We start from the raw sequence: 18,272 nt of genomic DNA on the forward strand, positions 1-18,272 counted from the left end.
GCACCCCCCGCCCCGGCCGCCCCCGTCCCGTCCCCGGACGGACCCGTCCTCGAGATGCGGTCCATCGTCAAGACCTTCCCCGGCGTCAGGGCGCTCTCCGACGTGACCCTCTCCGTGCGTCGCGGCGAGGTGCACGCCCTGTGCGGGGAGAACGGAGCGGGGAAGTCGACGCTCATGAAGGTCCTCTCCGGCGTCCACCCGCACGGGACCTACGAGGGCGAGATCCTCTTCGACGGCGAGCCGTGCCGTTTCAAGGACATCAGGGCCAGTGAGCAGCACGGCATCGTCATCATCCACCAGGAGCTCGCGCTCGTCCCCCACCTGTCGATCGCGGAGAACATCTTCCTCGGCAACGAACCGTCCCGCCGGGGGATCATCGAGTGGCGCGAGGCGCTGCGCCGGGCCTCCGCGCTGCTCCGGCGCGTCGGTCTCGACGAACACCCCGAGACCCGGGTCGCCGACATCGGCGTCGGCAAGCAGCAGCTCGTGGAGATCGCGAAGGCGCTGGCGAAGGACGTCCGGCTGCTGATCCTCGACGAGCCCACCGCGGCGCTCAACGACGAGGACAGCGCGAAGCTGCTGCGGCTGATGCGGGAGCTGAAGGGCCAGGGCATCACGTCGATCATCATCTCGCACAAGCTGAACGAGATCGCCGGGATCGCCGATTCCGTCACCATCCTGCGCGACGGGCGCTCCATCGAGACCCTCGACGTCCGGGATCCGGCCACCACCGAGGAGCGCATCATCCGGGGCATGGTGGGCCGGGACCTCGACAGTCGTTTCCCCGACCGCACGCCGTACGACGGCCCGGCCGACGCCGCCCCGGTCCTGGAGATCCGGGACTGGACGGTGCGTCACCCGCTCGACCGGGGCCGCAAGGTCGTCGACGGGGTGTCGCTCCGGGTCCGCCGCGGGGAGATCGTCGGCGTCGCGGGGCTCATGGGGGCCGGCCGGACCGAGCTCGCCATGAGCGTCTTCGGCCGATCGTACGGCCGCTACGAGCGGGGCACCGTGCTCAAGGAGGGCCGTGAGATCCGGACCCGTACGGTCCCCGAGGCGGTCGCCCACGGCATCGCGTACGTCACCGAGGACCGCAAGCACTACGGGCTCGACCTCGGGGACTCCGTGAGCCGGAACATCTCGCTCGCCTCCCTCGGCACCCTCGCCCGCCGCGGCATCGTGAACGGGCACGAGGAGCGCAAGGTGGCCGAGCGGTTCCGGCGCACCATGAACATCAAGGCGCCGAACGTCCTCGAACCGGTCGGTCGCCTCTCCGGCGGCAACCAGCAGAAGGTCGTCCTCAGCAAGTGGATCCTCGCCGGGCCGGACGTCCTGGTCCTGGACGAACCCACGCGCGGGGTCGACGTCGGCGCCAAGTTCGAGATCTACACCGTGATCGACCGGCTCGCCGCCGAGGGCAAGGCGATCCTCCTCATCTCCTCCGAGCTGCCCGAACTGCTCGGCATGTGCGACCGCATCTACACCATGGCCGCCGGACGGCTGACCGGCGAGGTCCCCCGCGAGGACGCCACCCAGGAGGTGCTGATGCGGCACATGACACAGGACTCCCCCGCGTCACCGGCGGTCACCGCCGACTCCGTTCCCAGCGAAGGACACCAGGCATGAGCACCGAAGCCGACACGAACACGATCACCCCGGCGCCCCCGGGCAGCGGGTCCCCGTCCACCGGGACACCGGTCGTCCGGGTGCTCCTGGACGGCGTCCGGCGGAACATGCGCCAGTACGGGATGCTCTTCGCGCTCGGCCTGATCGTGCTCCTGTTCCAGATCTGGACGGGCGGCGACCTCCTGCTGCCGCGCAACGTCTCCAACCTGGTGCTGCAGAACAGCTACATCCTCATCCTGGCCATCGGCATGATGATCGTCATCATCTCCGGCCACATCGATCTGTCGGTGGGCTCGCTGATGGCCCTGGTGGGCGGCATCGGGGCGGTGCTCATGGTCGAGCACCAGGTCTCCTGGCCCGTCGCGGTGCTCGTCACCCTGCTCCTCGGAGCGGTCGCCGGCGCGCTCCAGGGGTTCTTCATCGCGTACGTCGGCATACCGTCGTTCATCGTGACCCTCGCCGGCATGCTGCTCTTCCGGGGGCTCACGGAGATCTTCCTCAAGGGGCAGACGCTCGGGCCCTTCCCCGAGGGGCTGCAGAAGATCGCCAACGGCTTCCTGCCGGAGGTGGGGCCGGAGACCAACTACCACAACCTGACCCTGCTCCTCGGCCTGGGACTGATCGCGTACGTGGTCTTCCAGGAGGTGCGGGACCGCCGCCGCCAGCGGGAGTTCGCCCTGGAGACGCTTCCCACGGGTCTGTTCGCGCTCAAGGTGACGGCGCTGGTCGCGGCCGTCCTCGTCACCACCCTGCTGCTCGCCAGCTACAAGGGCGCCCCCGTCGTCCTCCTGATCCTGGCCGTGCTGCTGGTCGGCTTCGGCTACGTGATGCGCAACGCGGTGATCGGCCGCCACGTGTACGCGATCGGCGGGAACCTGCCCGCCGCGAAGCTGTCCGGGGTCAAGGACAGGAAGGTCACCTTCGCGGTCTTCCTCAACATGGGCATGCTGGCGGCGCTCGCCGGACTCGTCTTCGCCGCCCGCTTCAACGCGGCCTCGCCGAAGGCCGGTGTGAACTTCGAACTCGAGGCCATCGCCGCCGCGTTCATCGGCGGGGCGTCCATGAGCGGCGGCGTCGGGACGGTCCTGGGGGCCATCATCGGCGGGCTGGTCCTGGGGGTGCTCAACAACGGCATGAACCTCGTCGGGGTGGGCACCGACTGGCAGCAGGTCATCAAGGGCCTCGTGCTGCTCGCGGCGGTCGGCTTCGACGTGTGGAACAAGCGAAGGGCGGGCGTCTGACGCCACCGCGCAGATGTGGCTGTGCCCGCCGGTTCCTCCGCCGGCGGGCACGGCCGTGTCCGGGTGCGCGTACGCGGTCAGCCGTCGCGGGTGGTGAACCGCAGGACCGTCCTCGACCGGTACTCCTCGCCGGGGCGCAGCACCGGGGAGGGGTCGCCGGGGCGGTTCGGGGAGTCGGGGAAGTGCTGGGTCTCCAGGGCGATGCCGGCGCCCGTCCGGTAGGGCGTACCGCTCTTGCCGAGGACCGTTCCGCCGAACTGCCCCGCCGTGTAGACCTGGAGGCCGGGCTCCGTGGTCAGCACCTCCATGCGGCGGCCGGTGGCCGGCGCGTGGAGGACCGCGGCCCGGCGCGGTGTCCCGCCGCCGTGCGGGCGCAGGACGAAGTTGTGGTCGTATCCGCCGGGCACGCGGGCCAGGGCCTCGGCGAGCCGGACCGGCCGGCGGAGGTCGAACGGGGTGCCGGAGACGGGGCGGTGGTCCCCGCGGGGAATGAGCTCGCCGTCGACGGGTGTGTAGAGGGAGGCGTCGACGGCGAGTGCGTGCCCGAGGACGTCGCCGGCGCCCTCGCCGTCGAGGTTGAAGTAGGCGTGGTTGGTCAGGTTGACCAGGGTGGGCGCGTCGGTGGACGCCGTGTAGGAGAAGGCGAGTTCGTCGTGGCGGCCGATGAGCATGGCGACGGTGACGTCCAGATTTCCGGGGAACCCCTGGTCACCGTCCGGGCTGCGGAGGCGCAGGAGCACGCCGGTCCGCTCCGGGGTGTGCACGCTCTCGGCTTCCCAGAGCCGGGTGTCGAAGCCGTCGGTGCCGCCGTGCAGGCAGTGGCCGTCCTCCTGGGTGGTCAGCCGGTACGGCCTCCCGTCCAGGGAGAACCGGCCTCGCGCGATGCGGTTGGCGTAGCGGCCGACGGTGGCGCCGAAGTACCGGGCGTCCGTGGCCGTCAGGGCGGGGTCGCGGGGGGCGAGGACGACGTCCGCCGGGGTGCCGTACCGGTCCGGCACCCACAGCCCGTGGAGGCGGGCGCCGCGGGTGTGGACCTCGGCCGTGAGGCCACCGGAAAGCCGAAGATCCATCGGTCCCCGGAGTCCCCGCCGGGGTGGCGGACCGGTGGACCTCCGGTGAAGGGGGGTGGGGACGGGTGCATGGGGGTTCCTTGTCCGCAGGGCGCCGGCGGAAGGGGCGGTGCTCCCGCACCCCCTTCCGCCGGCGTGGTCGTGAGGAGGGGACGGCCCGGGGGCCGCGCCTGGCCGGGGGTCAGCGCGCCGCGCGTGATCCGCCGAAGAGCCGCTGGAGGAGGATGAAGACGAACAGCAGGCCGCCGATGACGATGCGGGTCCACCACGAGCTGAGCGTGCCCTGGAAGCTGATGACGGTCTGGATCAGGCCGAGGACCGTCACGCCCAGCGCGGTGCCCAGGACGAAGCCGGAGCCCCCGGTCAGCAGCGTGCCTCCGATGACGGCGGCCGCGATGGCGTCGAGCTCCAGGCCGACGGCGTGCAGGGCGTAGCCGGACAGCATGTAGAAGGTCAGGAGCAGGCCGCCGAGGGCGGAGCACAGACCGCTCACGGCGTACACCGCCACCTTGGTACGTCCCACGGGCAGGCCCATGAGACGGGCCGAGGACTCGTTGCCGCCCAGGGCGTAGACGGTGCGGCCGAAGCGGGTGTGGTGCAGGACGACGAAGGCGAGCACCAGCACGACCAGGGCGATGACCACGGCGGGTGAGACGAACAGGCCCCCGGGCAGGAGCACCCGGGTCTGGGCGATCCGGGTGGTCGTCGGGTCGGTGATCGAGAGGGACTCGGTGCTGATCATGTAGCAGAGGCCGCGGGCGAGGAACATGCCCGCGAGGGTGACGATGAAGGGCTGGATCTCGAAGGCGTGGATCACCCAGCCCATGAGGGCGCCGCCTCCCGCGCCCACCAGCAGGACCACGGGCACCGCCAGGGCGAGCGGCAGGCCGTTCTGTTCGACGAGCCAGGCCGTCAGCATGGTGGACAGGGCCACCATGGAGCCGACGGACAGGTCGATCCCGCCGGTGAGGACGACAAAGGTCATGCCGATCGCCACGACGAGCAGGAAGCCGTTGTCGATCAGGACGTTGAGCAGGACCTGCGCGGAGAAGAAGCCCTCGTACCGCAGGGAGCCGATCGAGAACATGGCGACCAGCAGGGTGGCCGTCACCATCAGCGGCAGGCGGGAGGCGTGCCGTACCGAGAACCGGTGGAGGGGATCGGTGAGGGAGCTGAGGGTGGTACTCACGGGTGGACCTCCTGCCGGCGGGCCGCGCTGTCGCCGGCCGCGGGGACCGGGTCGGGGGCGGCCGGGCGGCGACGGCGCGACAGCCGCGCGCGGAACGTGGGCGACTGGACGAGACAGACGACGACGACCACCAGGGCCTTGAAGACGAGCGTGGTCTCCGGAGGGACGCCGAGGGTGTAGATCGTGGTCGAGAGGGTCTGGATGATCAGTGCTCCCAGGACCGTCCCGCCGAGGGAGAAACGGCCGCCCGTGAGGGCGGTGCCGCCGATGACCACGGCGAGAATCGCGTCCAGCTCGATCCACAGGCCCGCGTTGTTGCCGTCGGCGCTGGACACGTTGGAGCTGATCATCAGTCCGGCCACCGCGGCGCACACGGCGCTGACGACGTAGACCATGACCAGGAGCCCGGTCGCCCGGATGCCGACGAGCCGGCTGGCGACCGGGTTGCCGCCCACCGATTCGATGAGCATGCCGAGCGCGGTCCGCCGGGTGACGAGGGAGGTGACGGCGACGAGGACGGCGGCGAGGAGGACGGCGAAGGGCAGGGTGAGCCAGTAGCCGCCGCCGATCATCTTGTAGGCGCCGCTGGACACGCTGATGATCTGGCCGTCGGTGATCAGCTGGGCCACGCCGCGTCCGGCGACCATGAGGACCAGTGTGGCGACGATGGGCTGGACGCCGAGCCGGGCGACGAGGAAGCCGTTCAGCAGTCCGATGGCGGCGGCCACGCCGACCGCCACCGCGATCGCCGTGATCACGGTGGACAGGCTTCCGGGGTCCTGAGCGGTGGCGATGTGCTCGCACGCCAGGGCGCCGGCGATGGCGACCGTCGAGCCGACGGAGAGGTCGATGCCCCGGGTGGCGATGACGAGCGTCATGCCGAGCGACACGAGGATCAGTGGGGCGCCGAACTGGAGGATGTCGATCAGGCTGCCGTACAGGTGCCCGTTCTGGACACGGACGGCGAGGAAGTCGTGGGTGAGCGCGACGTTCCCCAGGAGCAGGGCGGCCAGGACGGCGGCGGGCCAGAACAGGCGGTGCTCGGTGAGCCGCCGGGCGCCGGGCGCCCGGGCCGGACGCACCCCGGCGCCGGTGTCGTCGGGTGGTGTCATGAGGTGGCTCCGGTGGCGATGGCGCCCAGGATGCGGTCGGGCGTCAGGGTCGTGTCGTTGGGGAGGGTCGCGACGAGCCGGTGGTCGCGCAGGACGCCGATCCGGTGGCTCAGCCGCAGCACTTCCTCGAGTTCGGCGGAGATGAAGAGGACCGCGGTGCCCTCCGCGGCCAGCCGGGTGACGAGTTTCTGGATCTCCGTCTTGGCGCCGATGTCGATGCCCCGGGTGGGTTCGTCCAGGATCAGCAGCCGGGGGTCGGTGAGCAGCCACCGGGCGAGCAGGACCTTCTGCTGGTTGCCCCCGCTGAGGTTGCGGACCTGCGCCTCGGGGGCGGCCGGGCGGATGTCCAGGACCTCGATCCACCGGGCGGCGATCTCGTCCTGCCGGGCGCGGGAGAGGGGCCGGGTCCAGCCCCGTGCGGCCTGGAGGGCGAGCACGATGTTCTCGCGCACCGTCAGTTCGCCGATCAGGCCCTCCGCCTTGCGGTTCTCCGAGCAGAAGGCGATCTTGCGGGCGATCGCGGCGCGCGGCGAGCGCAGGACGGCGGGTTCGCCGTCGATCCGCAGCTCGCCCCCGTCGGCGTGGTCGGCGCCGAAGAGCAGCCGGGCCGCCTCGGTGCGTCCGGATCCGAGGAGCCCGGCGAGGCCGATGACCTCACCGCGGTGGATGTCCAGGTCGTACGGCTGGACGGATCCGGTCCGGGCGAGCCCGCGGGCGCTCAGGAAGGGGGTGTCCGCGGCGGGTTCGCGGCCGGCCGCGGTGGTGGTGTGGGACGTCTCGGCCAGTTCGTCGAGGGTGCGCAGCTCGCTGCCGACCATGCGGTGCACCAGGGTCACCGGGGTCAGCTCGTCGATGCGGTACTCACCCTCCAGGCGCCCGTTGCGCAGCACGGTCACCCGGTCGCACAGGTCGAAGACCTGGTCGAGGAAGTGGGTGACGAAGAGGATCGCGACGCCCCGGTCGCGGAGGCGGCGCACCAGCGCGAACAGCTGGGCGACTTCGTCCCGGTCGAGGCTTGAGGTCGGCTCGTCCAGGACGAGGACCTTCGCCCGGATGTCCACCGCCCGTACGATCGCGACGAGTTGCTGGACGGCGAGGGAGTACGCGCTCAGCGGCAGGCGGACGTCGAGGTCGAGGTCCAGCTCGGTGACGAGCTGTGCCGCGCGCCGGTGCAGGGCCGACCAGTGGACGAGGCCCAGGCGCCGGGGCTCACGGCCGATGAGGATGTTCTCGGCGACCGAGAGGTTGGGGCACAGGTTCACCTCCTGGTAGACCGTGCTGATGCCGGCGTGCTGGGCCTCCAGTGGTTCGGTGAACCGCTGGCGGCCGCCGTCGACGCGGACCGTTCCGGCGTCGGGCGGGTGGACCCCCGTGAGCACCTTGATGAGGGTCGACTTGCCGGCGCCGTTCTCGCCCATCAGGGCGTGGACCTCGCCGGGGAAGAGGCGGAGGTCCACGCCGTCGAGGGCGAGGACTCCGGGGAAGACCTTGCGGATGCCGCGGGCTTCGAGGACGGGCCGCTCGGTCGGGGTGGGTGAGGTGCGAGGGGTGGGTGGGGCTGCCATCCGCCCTCCTCTCCTGGGGGACCGGGGCGGCGCGGGGGCCGCCGCCGGTCCGGTGCGGGCGGGGGGTCAGTACTGGCGGCCGGGGAGGGCGGCCGCGGCCTGGTCCTGGGTGAAGACGCCCTCCTCGACCTCGACCCGCCGCGGGACGGTCTCCCCCGCCGCGACCTTCTTGACGAGTTCCATCAGCTGGTCCCCGAGGAGCGGGTTGCACTCGACCACCACGTTGATCTTCTTGTCCCGCATGGCGACGAAGGCGTCCTTGATGCCGTCGACGGAGATCACCTTGATGTCGGTGCCGGGCTTCTTGCCGGCCTCCTCGATGGCCTGGATGGCGCCCAGGGCCATGTCGTCGTTGTGGGCGTAGAGGACGTCGATGTCCTGGTGGGACTTGAGGAAGGCCTGCATGACCTCCTTGCCCTTGGCGCGGGTGAAGTCCCCGGTCTGGGAGGCGACGACCTTGAACTTGGGGTCGCCCTTGACGACGTCGGCGAAGCCGGCCCTGCGGTCGTTGGCGGGGGCGGAGCCGGTGGTGCCCTGGAGCTCGACGATGTTGACCGGCCCGGAGGTCCCCTCGTACTCCTTCAGGAGCCACTTCCCGGCCTCCTGCCCCTCCTTGACGAAGTCGGAGCCGAGGAAGGTCCGGTAGAGGGAGGTGTCCTGCGAGTCGACCGCGCGGTCGGTGAGGATCACCGGGATGCCGGCGTTCCTGGCCTCCTTCAGGACGGTGTCCCAGCCGGACTCCACCACCGGGGAGAAGGCGATGACGTCCACCTTCTGCTGGATGAAGGTCCGGATCGCCTTGATCTGGTTCTCCTGCTTCTGCTGCGCGTCGGAGAACTTCAGCGTGATGCCGGCCTTGCCGGCCGCCTCCCGTACGGAGGTGGTGTTGGCGGTGCGCCAGCCGCTCTCGGCTCCGACCTGAGCGAACCCGAGCACCAGCTTGCCGTCGGAGGAGCCCTTGCCGGTACCGCCGGTGGTGCCGGTGGCGGCGGGCTCGGTGGTGCAGGCGGTGAGCACACCGCCGGCCAGGACGGCGGCGGCGATGACGCGGAGGGCTCTGTGGGCCATGTCGTGGTTCCTCTCGGGACGTGCGTCGTACCAGGCGGAGCCCTGAAGAGACGGGCCCGGTGAAGGCGTGGCTGCGCGGCGGGGTGGGACCGGGCGGAGACGGCGAGGCGTCGGCCCCCGGGTGACCGGTGATCCGGCGAACGCGAGACATTGTGAGCGCTAACAGAGTCGTAACTCAAGGGCTGGGACGGCCCTTACCGGTTCTTGATGCGCGGGAGTGGGTGCGCGCCGGGGTGGGCAAGACCTCTGAAGTCCGGTGACCATGCGGGCAGCGGGGGCGCCTTGACCTCCTGAAGGGAGGTGGTGGCCCTCGTCGATGCGGGGCCACGACACGGCCCGCTCCTGCGGCGCGGTAAGCCGAACAGGAAAGATCGAACCGATTGTTGTGAGCGTTAACACTTGCGCCGGGCCGGACGCCGCACCGGCGGATTCGCCCCCCCTTTCCGCCGTCGCGCGGGCCGTTGACGGTGGCGGCGGGGCGTCACTACTCTGCGCTCCGGATCCCCGACCCCCGTTCCACGCTCCCCTCCTTGGGAGCGCTCCCACAGCGTCCGCTCCGGGGCACCGGCGGCCAGGAGCGCCGTCCGGCGCGTCCTCGCCGGGCCCCGGCGACGGCGTGCCCGTCCGCTCCGCCAACCCCCGGGCCGGGAGCGGCGATCCGCGCCTCTTCCGCCCCGTGCACCCGGGCGGGGACCGACCGCCGGTGGGACCCGCGTCTCCCCGGCACAGGACCCGCGAGACCGGGCCACTCCCCCCTCCCGAAGGAGCCGCACATGTCCCCCACCGCGCCCCCGTTACTCCGCCGCCCCCTCCGCCTCTCCGCCGCGCTCCTGACCGGCGCGCTCGTCCTCGGCGGTCTCACGACCGCGCCCGCCACCGCGGGCACGTCCGCGGCGGTGGCGGCGACCACGGCCGTACGCGTCAACCAGGTCGGCTACCTGCCCGACGGGCCCAAGCGCGCCACCGTCGTCACCACGGCGACGCAGGCGCTCGGCTGGCAGTTGCGGAACGCGGCCGGGACGGTGGTCGCCTCCGGTCCGACCGTCCCGCGCGGCGCGGACGCCCCGTCCGGGCAGGCCCTCCAGGTGGCCGACTTCTCCTCCCACCGGGAGACGGGCACCGGATACGTCCTGACCGTGGACGGCAGCAGCAGCGTTCCCTTCGACATCCGGGCGAACCTCTACGACACGCTGCGCTCCGACTCGATGGCGTTCTTCCACCACCAGCGCAGCGGCATCGCGATCGACGCCTCCCTCGTGGGTTCCGCCCACGCGCGCCCGGCCGGACACCTCGGTGTCGCCCCCAACAAGGGCGACACCTCCGTCCCCTGCCAGGCAGGCGTGTGCGACTACACCCGGGACGTCAGGGGCGGCTGGTACGACGCCGGCGACCACGGCAAGTACGTGGTCAACGGCGGCCTGTCCGCCTGGCTGGTCGTCAACTCCTTCGAGCGGGCCGACCGGGCCGGCAAGGAGGCGGCGCTGGGCGACTCCACCCTCCGCGTCCCCGAGCGCGGGAACGGCGTGCCCGACGTCCTCGACGAGGCGCGGTGGGAGCTCGACTTCCTGATGCGGATGCAGGTGCCCGAGGGCAAGCCGTACGCGGGCATGGCGTTCCACAAGATCCACGACGCGGCCTGGACCGGCATGCCGATGCGTCCCGAACAGGATCCCCAGCCGCGTGAACTGCACCGCCCGTCCACGGCGGCGACCCTCAACCTCGCGGCGGCCGCCGCGCAGTGCGCCCGGGTCTTCCGGCCGTACGACTCCGCCTACGCCGACCGCTGCCTGTCGGCCGCCCGCCAGGCGTGGAGCGCCGCGAGGGCCAACCCCGCGGTGTACGCGCCGGATTCCGACAGCACGGGCGGCGGGGCCTACGGGGACACGCGGGTCACCGACGAGTTCTACTGGGCCGCCGCCGAGCTGTACGCGGCGACCGGCGAGGGCGTCTACCGGGACGCGGTCACCTCCTCGCCCTGGCACACCTCCGCCGACGCCTTCAGTCCCTACGGATTCGGCTGGGCCGACACCGCCGCGCTCGGCCGGCTCGTGCTGGCCACCGTGCCGACCGGGCTGCCCGCGGCCGACGTCGCCCGGATCCGCTCCTCGGTGACCGCCGCGGCCGACGGCTACCTGTCCAGGATGGCCGCCCAGGGGTACGCCGTCCCCGTCCCCGCGGACGGGTATTTCTGGGCTCGAACGGTGAGGTCGCCAACGACGCGATCGTCATGGCCGTCGCCGGGGAGCTGACGGGCGACGCGCGCTACCGCGCCGGCGCCCTGGAAAGCATGGACTACCTGCTGGGCCGCAACGCCCTGGGGCTGTCCTACGTCACGGGCCACGGCGAGGCGTCCTCGCAGAACCAGCACCACCGCTTCTGGGCGCACCAGCTGGACCCGTCGCTGCCCCGGCCGCCGGCCGGTTCGCTCGCGGGCGGTCCCAACAGCGGGCTCCAGGACCCGGTGGCCCTGGAGAAGCTCGCCGGCTGCGCCCCCGCGGCCTGCTACATCGACCACGTCGACTCGTACTCGACCAACGAAGTGGCGATCAACTGGAACGCCCCGCTGGCCTGGCTCGCCGCCTACGCCGCCGAGCGGACCTCCTCCGGCGGTGAACCGCCGGCCGCCTCCTGCGCGGTGACCTACCGGGTGGAGAACGTCTGGAACACCGGCTTCACCGCCGGAGTCACCGTCAGGAACACCGGCACGACGGCCGTGGAGGGGTGGCAGCTGGCCTGGACGTACCCGGGCGGCCAGCGCGTCACAAGCTCCTGGAACGCGACCGTCACCCAGAACGGCAGCTCCGTCAGCGCCCGCAACACGGACTGGAACCGGACCCTCGCCCCCGGAGCGACCGCGAGTTTCGGGGTACAGGGGACCTCCAGCGGCACGAACCCCTCTCCCACGGCCTTCACCCTCAACGGAAACGCCTGCGCCTGACCGCCGCCGTGCCGGGCCCGGGCGGAGGACTCCGCCCGGGCCCGGCCGGCGCGGGCCGCTCGCGGGCGGAATCGCGCCGGGGTGGCCGGGAGGCGCCGATGGGCAGGGGGTGTGGCGGGCTGCCGCCCCGACGTGGTCCGATGCGTACAGGCCAATAGCGCGCGCGGGGGAACTCCCGGCCCGCCCCGCCGCATCCGGCCGGCGGTGGGGGCGGCCCGGGGCCCGTGGCGTGCGGGAACACCGCCCCGGGCCGGGGCTTCACGATTCCTCCGCGCACCCTTCACCGGATACGCACTTTCGGCCGTCGTTCTCTCGGAGGGCTCCCGGCGGGGAAGACGGCGGGTCGCCGCGCTGCCTAGCCTCCCGGGCCATGCGATCACTCCTCACGCGGCGCCTCGGGCTCACCGCCGTCCTCGCCCTCTGCCTGACCCTGTTCGGTCTGGCCCCGTCCGCGAGCGCGGCCACCCCGGCCCCCGCCCAGCTGACGTTCAGCACCAGCGCCCCCACGACCACCCCGGGCGGCTCCGTGGAGCTGTCGATGACGCTCACCAACAACAAGACCTACGACATCTGGTTCGTCTACCAGACCATCGACCCGACCTGGCTCACCAACCAGCGCCCGGACCTCAAGTACGCGTTCACCGGCTGTACCCTGACCGGCCCGAGCGGCAGCAGCTCCTGCTCCGGCACCGGACCGGCCGACCTGGGCGCCAACTACGGGGCCACCATCCCGCCCGGCCAGAGCCGCACCGTCACCCTGACCCTCCAGGTCGCCGCCGACTCCGGCTGCAACGGCAACATCGGCTTCTACTCGTACTTCTACGCCGAGTTCAGCGACACCTCGAACGTCAGCGGCGGCCCGGTCTACACCCCGGAAACCCGCGTCCTCTGCGCCTGACGGCGCCGGCTCCGGGCCGGTACGGGTCCGTAATCCGGCCAAGGACCGTTCGTCCGACCGGTCTGGACCTCTGACTGTTCCACCGGCGGCCCCCCGGGCCCGCCGGTGGAACTCTTTCCCGCTCCGCCTGGCCGGGAGGACCCCGGACGGCCGGCTCCTGGCGCATCCGGGACCCCGTCAAGGCCGGCCCGGATGGCGTGCGGACGCCAGGGCCGGACCGCGATTTTCCGCCAGGTTGAGCAGCACGACCACGAAAGCTCCACAGATACCTCACCATTTGACGCGACGGACGCGTGCACGACCGGCCTTCGAGGGGGATGCCGGCGTCGCACGAGGGGGTGCGTCCGCTCCGCGGAGCCATGCCCACCCCTGTGCTCCAGGAGGGGACACCCACCGCATGAAGCGGATATCAGGCACCACCTTGCTCGCCACGGGGGCGTTACTGGCCGGCCTCGTCCTGCCGGGGACGGCGGCCCGCGCGGCCGCACCGGAACGGCGCGTGGACCTGCGGGTCCTGGTCGTCACCGACGGCGGCCCCGCCACCGAGGCCATCGCCGCCGAACTGGACGTCGCCGGCACGCCGTACACGGAGATCGACCTCACCCGCGCCGATCGCCCGGTGATCGACGCCGGCTACCTCGCGGACACCACCGACGGGCGGCCGCGGGCCAGGTTCCAGGCGGTCGTCCTGCCGAACGACAACCCGTTCCCGGCGAACTCGCCCGAGATGGCGGCGCTCGCCTCGTACGAGCGGACCTACGGCATTCCCCAGGTGGACGCCTACACCTACGCCCGGCCCGAGGCGGGACTCCAGTATCCGGTGTACGGCGGCTACTCCGGCAGCCTCGACGGGGCGACCGCCCAGGTCACCGCCGCGGGCCGCGCCGGCCCCTTCGGCTATCTGGACGGGGCGGTGCCCTTCGAGGACAATTCGCCCACCGTCGGCGAGAGTTACGCCTACCTGTCGTCCCCGGTCACCGGGGCGGACTTCACCCCGTACGTCCAGGCGACGATCCCCGGCACCACCAGGCGGGGTTCGCTGGTCGGCGAGTACCGCCACGACGGCCGGCGTGAGCTCGTCGTCACCTTCGTCTACAACCGCTACCAGCAGCAGTACCGGCTGCTGGCCCGCGGCATCGTGGAGTGGATGACCGGCGGCGTGCACCTGGGCGCCTCCCGCAACTACTTCGCCGTGCACGTCGACGACGTCTTCGCCGCCGACGACCGCTGGAACGCGGCGCTCAACTGCACCCCCGGCGACGTCGACTGCACCGACCCGAACGCGACCCCGGACCCGATCCGGATGACGCCGGCCGACGTCGACCACGCGGCCGACTGGCAGGCCGCGCGCGGCTTCACCCTCGACATGGCGTACAACGGCGCGGGCAGCGTCGACCACCGTGAGGACAACGGCGGGGCCGACCCGCTCGCCGACCGGTTCCTCGCCCGGCGCGACGAGTTCCGCTGGATCAACCACACCTACACGCACGCCTTCCTCGGCTGCGAGCAGGACACCAGCGTCGTGCCCTGGCGGTGCGCCACGAACCCGGACGGCTCCGTGAAGTGGGTGAGCCGCACGGACGTCTCCGACGAGATCGCGATCAACCGCGTCTGGGGCCAGGTCGCCGGGCTCCCCCTGGACAACGGCGAACTCGTCACCGGTGAGCACTCCGGGCTGCGCGTCCTGCCGCAGCAGCCCGCCGACAACCCTTACCTGGGCCCCGCCCTGGCCGACAACCGTGTCGTCTGGCTCGCCTCGGACAACTCCCGGGAGAGCGGCGGCCAGCGGCGGGTCGGTCCGGCCACCACCGTCCCGCGTTACCCGATGAACGTCTTCTACAACGCGGGCCGGGCGGCCGAGCAGGTCGACGAGTACAACTGGATCTACACCAGCCGCGCCCAGGGCGGCAGCGGCATCTGCGAGGACAACCCGGCCACCACCACCTGCCTGCCGGCCCCGCTCGACCCGGCCACCGGGTACGCCGGCCACATCGTGCCGGTGGAGCGGCGGATCGCGCTCGGACACGTCCTCGCCAACGACCCGAAGCCGCACTTCATCCACCAGTCGAACCTCGCCGAGGACCGCATCGCCTACCCCGTCCTCGACGGCGTGCTCGACTCCTACGAAGCCCTGTTCACCCCGGCGGCCCCCGTCGTCAACCTGCGGATGCGGGACATCGGGCGGGAGCTCCAGCGGCGCGAGGCCTGGCGGACGGCCGTCCGGGACGGGCGGGTCACCGCCTACCGCGTCGGTACCACGGTCACCGTCGAGGGCCCCGCCGGCCTGGACGTCCCAGCCACCATGCCGGAGGGCACGCTGCGGGCCGGCGCCGCCTTCGGCGAGGCGTACGCGGGCACCCGCTCCGGCTGGACCGCCCTCGGCACGGTCCCGCTCGGCCTGGCGCTCCCCGCGACCGCGGCGGCCCCGGACAACGGCCCGGACGTCACCGCCCCGGCCCCCGTCCCGGCCCCCGCGCCCCCCGCGCGGGTCCCCGAGGGCGTCACCGCCCCGGTCCCGCCCGGCGCCGGCGGCTGACCGCACCACCCCACGTCCCGGCCGGCCACGGCGCACCGCGAGCCGGCCGGGACCGGCGCCACCACCCCCACCACGGCCGTGGAGCACACACCCATGCACATACCCCAGGGCGCCCGGCGCGCCGGCGCCCCGCGCGTCACCCTCCTCACCGAAGGCACGTACCCGCACAGCCACGGCGGGGTGAGCGTCTGGTGCGACCAGCTCGTCACCGGGATGCCGGACATCCGGTTCGACGTCGTCGCCGTGACCGGCACCGGCCGGGAGCCCCTGGCGTGGGAGCTGCCCCGGAACGTCGGCGACGTCCTGTCCGTCCCGATGTGGGGCGAGCCCCCGGCGGGCCACGCGCCGCGCGGCCGGTCCCGCAAGCGGCTCGCCGCCACGTACGAGACGTTCCTGGAGGCGCTGCTCGACCCGGCCGCCGAGCACCACTTCGGCCCGGCCCTGCACGGCCTGGCGCGGGCCGCCGCCGACGGGCTGCTCGGTCCCTTCCTCCGCGGCGACACGGCGATATCCGTCCTCACCTCCGTCTGGCGGCGGCCCGGGCTCGCCGTCCGCGAGGCAGGGCCGACCGTGCACGACGCCCTCACCGCCACCGGCCTCCTGGAGCACGCCCTGCGCCCGCTGGCCGCCCCGCCGCCGACCGAGGGGGTCGCGCACGCCGTCAGCGGCGGCGTCGCCGTGCTGCCCGGGCTCGCCGCGCTCGAACGCCACGGCGTCCCGCTGCTCCTGACGGAGCACGGGGTCTACCTGCGCGAGCGCTACCTCGGCTACCGCACGGCCCCCTACCGCTGGCCCGTCAAGGCCGTGATCCTCGGCTTCTTCCGGCTGCTCGCGCAGGAGAGCTACCGGCGGGCGGCCCTCATCACCCCCGGCAACCGCTACAACCGGCTGTGGGAGGAGGAGGGCGGCGCCGACCCGGCGGCCATCCGCACCGTCTACAACGGCGTCGACCCGGCGGCCTTCCCGCCCGCCGGTCCCGAGCCGGACGCCCTCACCCTCAGCTGGGCCGGCCGGGTGGACCCCATCAAGGACCTGGAGACGCTCATCCGCGCCTTCGCCCTCGTCCGCGACCGGCTGCCCACCGCCCGCCTGCGCCTCTTCGGCGGCACCCCGCGCGGCGGGGAGTCCTACCGGGAGCGCTGCGAGGCGCTCGCCGCCTCGCTCGGCCACGCGGAGGCCGTGACCTTCGAGGGCCGGGTCGACGACATCCGCGACGCCTACGCGGCCGGCAACGTGGTGATGCTGTCCAGCATCAGCGAAGGCTTCCCGTTCACCCTGATCGAGGCGATGTCCTGCGGTCGGGCGACCGTCTCCACGGACGTCGGAGGGGTCCGGGAGGCCGTCGGGGACACCGGTCTCGTGGTCCCGCCGCGCGACCCCGAGGCGATGGCGGCGGCCGCGCTCGAACTACTCGCCGACGCCGGACGCCGCAAGGCCATGGGGGAGGCCGCCCGCCTGCGGGTGATCGAGCAGTTCACCCTCCGGCAGACCATCGACACCTTCCGCGCCATCTACCACGAACTCGCCGACGGACGGAGCTCGGCGGAGGCCCTCCCCGCCCGTGTCGTCCTGTCCGCCCCCGCGGTCACCGGCACCGGGAGCCTCGCCGGATGAGCGGTCCGATGTCCCTGGAACCCGGCGGCACCGAGCAGGACACGCTGGCCATCCGGCTCGCCGCGCCCCGCCCTCGCCGGCGTCTGCCCGACTCCCCCACCCTGACGATCCGCCTGCCCGGAGGGGGTCCCGACGAGGAGGCGGTCAGCGCGCTCGCCGCCGAACTCGCCGACCGGATCGGCCCGGCCGTCCACCCCTACGAGGTCGCCGCGCTCCTGGAGGCGGACGGCCTCTCCGCCACCGTGATCAAAGAGCGGTACGGCCACCCGTCGTTGTTCTCCCTGGCGGCCGCGCTCCACGCGCGCGTGCCCCGGACCTTCCCCGAACCGCCCGCCGGGCCCGACCCCTGGCGCCCCGACACCCTGCGGTGCCTGCTGCGCGGGCTGCTGTTCGCCCTGCCCGCCCTCGCCTACCTCCTGACCGCTCCGCTGTGGAGCGTGGGCGGGCACGCCCCCGTCCTCATGGTGGCGGGCGCCGTCTCCTGGGCGTGGGGGCAGGGGCTCGGCCACCGAGCCCACCTCCGGCTCGTCGCCGGGCGGCGCGAGGCCGGGCGCACCCTGCTGGCCGGCTCCGCGCTCGGCGCGGCCGTGGCGACCGGGCTGGCCGCCGTGCCCGCCGGAGGCGGCCCGGTCACGGCCGTGGCGGCGGCCCAGTCGCTCTACCTGGCGGGCGCCGGAGTGCTGCTGGTCCTCGGCCGGGAGCGGTTGCTGCTCCTCGCCCTCACGCCGCTGATCGGCGGGGCCGCCGTGCTCCCCTGGTGGGAGCCGGGCGCCCTGATCCGGCTGGTCCTGCCGCTGCTGGCGCTCCTGCTGACGCTCGCGGCGGCGGCGAGGGTCCTCTCCGGCTGCCTCGCCGCGCCCGCCGCACCCGGTGGCGGCCCCCGGCCCCGGCTGCGGGCCTCGGTGCCGTACGGCCTCTTCGGTCTCGCCGCGGCCGTGCTCACGATGCTGCTTGGCCGCCAGGAGCCGTACGCGGTCGTCCTGCTGACGCTCAGCATGGGCCCGGCGGAGTGGCTGCTCCACCGCTACCGGGGCTGGTCCGTGGGCGCCCTTCGCGCCACCGCCTCGCCCGGCGCGTTCCTGCTCCGCTCCTCCGGCGTCCTCGCCGTCTGCCTCGGCGGCTACCTGCTGCCGCTGCTGCCGGCGGCGCTGCTGACCGGCTCGGATCCGGTGGCCCTGGCGGCCCTGGCGGCGGTGCTGTGGACGGCGCTCCTGCTCCAGGCGTTCGGCGTGGCGTGGCCGCCGGCGCTCGTCTGCCTCGCCGCCGCCTCGGTCGCCGGGGCGGTCGCCTGGACGACGGGGCCGCCCGGCCCGGCCGCGCTCCTGCCGGCGGTCTGCGGTCCGGCCACGGTCTGCCTCGTCGCCCTCACCGTCACCGTCCTGGGCCGGCCGTCCCCGCACGTCTGACCCGCTCCG

General features: G+C 73.1%; 11 protein-coding genes and 1 pseudogene. 7 read left to right on the forward strand and 5 right to left on the reverse strand.

The window, feature by feature from the left end:
- Positions 1–54: 54 nt before the first annotated feature.
- Positions 55–1,626: a multiple monosaccharide ABC transporter ATP-binding protein gene (mmsA, locus tag ABTY40_RS12475; RefSeq protein ID WP_352059549.1), complete on the forward strand. Its 1,572-nt coding sequence runs from the start codon at positions 55–57 to the stop codon at positions 1,624–1,626.
- Positions 1,623–2,867 carry a multiple monosaccharide ABC transporter permease gene (gene mmsB, locus ABTY40_RS12480; RefSeq protein WP_352059501.1) on the forward strand — a complete coding sequence of 415 codons (1,245 nt, stop codon included), beginning with the start codon at positions 1,623–1,625 and terminating at the stop codon, positions 2,865–2,867. Before mmsA ends, mmsB begins: the two co-directional genes overlap by 4 nt.
- Positions 2,868–2,944: 77 nt before the next feature.
- Here the strand turns inward: mmsB and ABTY40_RS12485 are convergent, their stop codons facing one another.
- From ABTY40_RS12485 to ABTY40_RS12505, 5 genes are all read right to left on the reverse strand, one after another.
- Positions 2,945–3,937: an aldose epimerase family protein gene (locus ABTY40_RS12485; protein WP_352059502.1), complete on the reverse strand. Its 993-nt coding sequence runs from the start codon at positions 3,935–3,937 to the stop codon at positions 2,945–2,947.
- A 181-nt stretch (positions 3,938–4,118) separates the two neighbouring features.
- Positions 4,119–5,126 (reverse strand): galactofuranose ABC transporter, permease protein YjfF, encoded by a 1,008-nt coding sequence (yjfF, locus tag ABTY40_RS12490; RefSeq protein ID WP_352059503.1) that lies wholly within the window; start codon positions 5,124–5,126, stop codon positions 4,119–4,121.
- Positions 5,123–6,238, reverse strand: a complete 1,116-nt coding sequence (locus ABTY40_RS12495) for an ABC transporter permease (RefSeq protein ID WP_352059504.1) — start codon at positions 6,236–6,238, stop codon at positions 5,123–5,125. The genes yjfF and ABTY40_RS12495 overlap by 4 nt, the downstream gene beginning before the upstream one ends.
- Positions 6,235–7,803, reverse strand: coding sequence for a sugar ABC transporter ATP-binding protein (locus ABTY40_RS12500; RefSeq protein WP_352059505.1), 1,569 nt, complete (start codon positions 7,801–7,803; stop codon positions 6,235–6,237). Before ABTY40_RS12500 ends, ABTY40_RS12495 begins: the two co-directional genes overlap by 4 nt.
- Positions 7,804–7,869: 66 nt before the next feature.
- The gene (locus tag ABTY40_RS12505; protein WP_352059506.1) at positions 7,870–8,871 is read right to left on the reverse strand and encodes an ABC transporter substrate-binding protein; all 1,002 of its coding nucleotides are present in this window, start codon (positions 8,869–8,871) and stop codon (positions 7,870–7,872) included.
- 773 nt (positions 8,872–9,644) lie between these two features.
- Between ABTY40_RS12505 and ABTY40_RS12510 the strand changes: the two are divergent.
- The 5 genes and pseudogenes from ABTY40_RS12510 to ABTY40_RS12535 all read left to right on the forward strand — a co-directional run bounded on the left by ABTY40_RS12510 (position 9,645) and on the right by ABTY40_RS12535 (position 18,263).
- Positions 9,645–11,809 (forward strand): annotated as a pseudogene (locus ABTY40_RS12510) (glycoside hydrolase family 9 protein).
- Between the two features lie 370 nt (positions 11,810–12,179).
- Positions 12,180–12,707, forward strand: coding sequence for a hypothetical protein (locus ABTY40_RS12520; protein ID WP_352059507.1), 528 nt, complete (start codon positions 12,180–12,182; stop codon positions 12,705–12,707).
- A 397-nt stretch (positions 12,708–13,104) separates the two neighbouring features.
- Positions 13,105–15,243 carry a hypothetical protein gene (locus ABTY40_RS12525; protein WP_352059508.1) on the forward strand — a complete coding sequence of 713 codons (2,139 nt, stop codon included), beginning with the start codon at positions 13,105–13,107 and terminating at the stop codon, positions 15,241–15,243.
- A 93-nt stretch (positions 15,244–15,336) separates the two neighbouring features.
- Positions 15,337–16,857 (forward strand): GT4 family glycosyltransferase PelF, encoded by a 1,521-nt coding sequence (pelF, locus tag ABTY40_RS12530; protein WP_352059509.1) that lies wholly within the window; start codon positions 15,337–15,339, stop codon positions 16,855–16,857.
- On the forward strand, positions 16,854–18,263 hold the full coding sequence (locus tag ABTY40_RS12535; protein ID WP_352059510.1) for a hypothetical protein: 1,410 nt from the start codon (positions 16,854–16,856) through the stop codon (positions 18,261–18,263). Before pelF ends, ABTY40_RS12535 begins: the two co-directional genes overlap by 4 nt.
- Positions 18,264–18,272 lie beyond the last annotated feature (9 nt).

Origin of the sequence: Streptomyces sp. NPDC126503 (assembly GCF_040302405.1) — a bacterium.
Lineage (GTDB): Bacteria > Actinomycetota > Actinomycetes > Streptomycetales > Streptomycetaceae > Streptomyces > Streptomyces gulbargensis.

What these genes read in the sequence shown, in the direction of transcription:
- mmsA (WP_352059549.1), top strand. Translation starts at nt 55, where the DNA reads ATGCGGTCCATCGTCAAGACCTTCCCCGGCGTCAGGGCGCTCTCCGAC.
- mmsB (WP_352059501.1), top strand. Translation starts at nt 1,623, where the DNA reads ATGAGCACCGAAGCCGACACGAACACGATCACCCCGGCGCCCCCGGGC.
- ABTY40_RS12485 (WP_352059502.1), bottom strand. Translation starts at nt 3,937, where the DNA reads ATGGATCTTCGGCTTTCCGGTGGCCTCACGGCCGAGGTCCACACCCGC.
- ABTY40_RS12495 (WP_352059504.1), bottom strand. Translation starts at nt 6,238, where the DNA reads ATGACACCACCCGACGACACCGGCGCCGGGGTGCGTCCGGCCCGGGCG.
- ABTY40_RS12500 (WP_352059505.1), bottom strand. Translation starts at nt 7,803, where the DNA reads ATGGCAGCCCCACCCACCCCTCGCACCTCACCCACCCCGACCGAGCGG.
- ABTY40_RS12505 (WP_352059506.1), bottom strand. Translation starts at nt 8,871, where the DNA reads ATGGCCCACAGAGCCCTCCGCGTCATCGCCGCCGCCGTCCTGGCCGGC.
- ABTY40_RS12520 (WP_352059507.1), top strand. Translation starts at nt 12,180, where the DNA reads ATGCGATCACTCCTCACGCGGCGCCTCGGGCTCACCGCCGTCCTCGCC.
- ABTY40_RS12525 (WP_352059508.1), top strand. Translation starts at nt 13,105, where the DNA reads ATGAAGCGGATATCAGGCACCACCTTGCTCGCCACGGGGGCGTTACTG.
- pelF (WP_352059509.1), top strand. Translation starts at nt 15,337, where the DNA reads ATGCACATACCCCAGGGCGCCCGGCGCGCCGGCGCCCCGCGCGTCACC.
- ABTY40_RS12535 (WP_352059510.1), top strand. Translation starts at nt 16,854, where the DNA reads ATGAGCGGTCCGATGTCCCTGGAACCCGGCGGCACCGAGCAGGACACG.